The following is a 2,825-nucleotide window of genomic DNA, read 5'->3' as shown; positions in this document are numbered from 1 at the left end:
CCACCCCAAGGATGAGCCGGCTTATTGCCGCGTCAGGGGGAACCGCGCCCGCCGCGCGTCAGCGCGGCGCCCGGCCCAAGGCCGCAAGCGCAGGCCCGGGCATTGCCCGGGCGTCCGCGGGCGCGGGAGGGCCGGGCCGGCGGTTACTCCGCCGCCGGTTCCAGTTTGTCCTGGGTGCGGGTGTCGAAGTCGCTGGCATCGTGGCGCTCGTGCAGCTGCATCTCCAAGTCGCCGAACGACCGGTTCACCATGCGGCCGCGCTGCACCGCCGGGCGGGCGTCGATCGCCTTGGCCCAGCGGACCACATTCTTGTAGCTTTGCGCGTCCAGGAATTCGGCGGCATCATAGAGGCGGCCCAGAACCAGCTGGCCGTACCAAGGCCAGATCGCGATATCGGCAATGGTGTAGTCCTCGCCCGCGATATAGCTCCGCTCCGCCAGCTGGCGGTCCAGCACGTCGAGCTGGCGTTTTGTTTCCATCGCAAAGCGGTCGATCGGATACTGCCATTTCTCCGGCGCATAGGCATAGAAATGGCCAAAACCGCCGCCCAGGTAAGGCGCGCTGCCCATCTGCCAGAACAGCCAGTTCAGCGTCTCGGTGCGCGCGGCACCCTCCTTGGGCAGGAACTCTCCGAATTTCTCGGCCAGATGCATCAGGATCGACGCGCTTTCGAACACCCGCAGGGGGGCATCTCCGCTGCGGTCCATCAACGCCGGGATCTTGGAGTTCGGGTTGATCTCCACAAAGCCGGAGCCGAACTGGTCGCCGTCGCCAATCTTGATAATCCAGGCGTCGTATTCGGCGCCCGCGTGGCCCTTGGCCAGCAGCTCCTCCAGCATCACCGTGACCTTCACCCCGTTCGGGGTCGCCAGCGAATAAAGCTGCAGCGGGTGCGCGCCCACCGGCAGCTCCTTGTCGTGGGTTGCGCCGGCAGTGGGGCGGTTGGTGGAGGCGAACTGGCCGCCGTTCTCTTGTTCCCACTTCCAGACTTCCGGCGGGGTATAGGGGGTGTCGCTCATCTGTCGGGCCTCGTTTCATCGTTTCCGGTATGCGGTCAATCGCACGCGCCGCGGCAATTGGCATTGGCGAAGATAAAGGAGTATTGGCATTTTCCAATGGCTGGAAGGTCCGGCCACGGAAATTTTACAAACTGATCACGCAGGCTCGTGTCCGCACACAGAGGCGTGAGCCCCCCTTCGCATCTGCCCCGGGGTCTGTAGTGTTTGATCCCAAGCCGGATGCGATGCCGGCACCGGGATGGAACCGGACTCCGATGAAAGGGATGACCTGATGAAGCGTTTTGCATTTGCTGCCGTGGCAGCGCTGTCCATTGCCCTGCCGGCCTTTGCCGGCGAGCAATATGTCGACGGCACCGGTTTTGCCGTGTCCGGCTATGACGTGGTGGCTTACCGGGGCCTGGACATGAACCCGGTGGGCGCGCCCCAGACCGCACCGGTGCGGGGCCATGCGGATTTCACCGCCGAGTACAACGGCGCCACCTGGGCCTTCTCGACGGCAGAAAACCGCGACAAGTTTTTGGAAAATCCGGCTTTTTACGCGCCGCAGTATGACGGCCACTGCGCCTATGGCGTGTCCAAGGGCGGCAAGGTGCCGGCCAACCCGAACCTGTGGCGCATCGTCGGCGACAAACTGTACCTGAACATCACAAAGAATGTCGTCGGTTTCTGGGAAACGGACATTCCCGGCAATATCACCCTGGCCGAGGGCAACTGGCCGGGCATCGAGCCGGATGGCGCCTCGGACAGCGTGATCCCGAATTTCACGTCTGAAGGGCCGGTTGCGAACTGAGCCGCGGCTGAAGCCCAGCGTGCCCGGACCGCAAACCGGGCCTCTCGAAAGAAAAACCCGCGCTGGCTGGCGCGGGTTTGTTTCATTGCTGGTGCGGGCCGCTCAGCGGCGGCGGTCGCGGCGCGAGGACATCGGCTGGAACGCCACGCCCACATGCGCCTCGCAATAGGGCTTGCCCTGCTGGGCGGGCAGGCCGCAGAACCAGAAGTCCTCGGTCGCCGGATCGCCCACCGGCCATTTGCAGGTGCGCTCGGTCAGATCCATCAGGCTCAGCTTCTTGGCCTTCTTTTCGATTTCGTTGACCTTGGCCAGCGCCTCGGGGCTGATTTCATTGGCCGAGGGCTGCGGCGGCAGCGGCTGGCCGGCCGGGATGATCTGGCGGCGTGCAGGCGTTGCCGGTTTGGCGTCGGCTGCCGCAGGCTGGGCCGCCGCCGGACGGGCCGGTTCGGTCTTCGGCTGCGGCTTGGGTTTTGGCGCCGCGGCGGGTTTTGGCGCCGCGGATGCCGGGGCGGCTGCGGGCTTTTCCTTCGGCTCGGCGGCCTTGGAGCCGCCGCTGTTGCGGTTGGACAGGCCGAGGCGGTGCACCTTGCCGATCACGGCGTTGCGGGTGACGCCGCCCAGTTCTTTGGCGATCTGACTCGCCGACTGGCCTTCGCCCCACATTTTCTTGAGCAGTTCGACGCGCTCGTCTGTCCAGGACATATGTTGCCTTTCCAAGCTAATAGCGGCCCCAGGGTTTCTGCGGCCGCCATCCTATTCCGTATGATCGCCCTATTTTAATCACTGCGGGCGGAGTTACAAGACATCTTGCGCCCCATGCCGCAGCCGTTATGCAGGCAAAGCAGCGAAAAACGGGGGCAGCATGGCGGATCGGGGATATCAGGTTGAACTGGGCGCGCGGCGGTTCGGGCGGGTGAACTGGCTGGGGCTCAAGGCGCTGGCCTGGCGCGAAGTGAAGCGGTTCCTGGCGGTCTGGACCCAGACGCTGCTGGCGCCGCTGATGACGGCAGCCTTGT

The 2,825-nt window shown here is 65.0% G+C and carries 3 protein-coding genes and 1 pseudogene; 2 read left to right on the top strand and 2 right to left on the bottom strand.

Going from position 1 to position 2,825, the window contains the following annotated elements:
* Positions 1-143: 143 nt before the first annotated feature.
* Entirely contained in the window at positions 144-1,019 is an 876-nt protein-coding gene (gene yghU / locus VOI29_RS23775) for a glutathione-dependent disulfide-bond oxidoreductase (RefSeq protein ID WP_323784280.1), read from the bottom strand.
* Positions 1,020-1,290: 271 nt separating this feature from the next.
* On the opposite strand from yghU, the gene VOI29_RS23770 reads away from it, so the two are divergent.
* Positions 1,291-1,809 (top strand): YHS domain-containing (seleno)protein, encoded by a 519-nt coding sequence (locus VOI29_RS23770; protein WP_323784278.1) that lies wholly within the window; start codon positions 1,291-1,293, stop codon positions 1,807-1,809.
* 102 nt (positions 1,810-1,911) lie between these two features.
* On the opposite strand, the gene VOI29_RS23765 is transcribed toward VOI29_RS23770, so the two are convergent.
* Entirely contained in the window at positions 1,912-2,511 is a 600-nt protein-coding gene (locus tag VOI29_RS23765; protein WP_024089338.1) for a GcrA family cell cycle regulator, read from the bottom strand.
* A 160-nt stretch (positions 2,512-2,671) separates the two neighbouring features.
* Between VOI29_RS23765 and VOI29_RS23760 the strand changes: the two are divergent.
* A pseudogene (locus VOI29_RS23760) lies at positions 2,672-2,825 on the top strand (multidrug ABC transporter permease); the annotation flags it as partial.

The organism is Leisingera sp., from assembly GCF_034669605.1.
Classification (GTDB): Bacteria; Pseudomonadota; Alphaproteobacteria; order Rhodobacterales; family Rhodobacteraceae; genus Leisingera.
The sequence above is the reverse complement of the archived record's forward strand: the minus strand, read 5'-3'. Positions and strand labels throughout refer to the sequence as shown.

What these genes read in the sequence shown, in the direction of transcription:
- VOI29_RS23770 (WP_323784278.1), top strand. Translation starts at nt 1,291, where the DNA reads ATGAAGCGTTTTGCATTTGCTGCCGTGGCAGCGCTGTCCATTGCCCTG.
- VOI29_RS23765 (WP_024089338.1), bottom strand. Translation starts at nt 2,511, where the DNA reads ATGTCCTGGACAGACGAGCGCGTCGAACTGCTCAAGAAAATGTGGGGC.
- yghU (WP_323784280.1), bottom strand. Translation starts at nt 1,019, where the DNA reads ATGAGCGACACCCCCTATACCCCGCCGGAAGTCTGGAAGTGGGAACAA.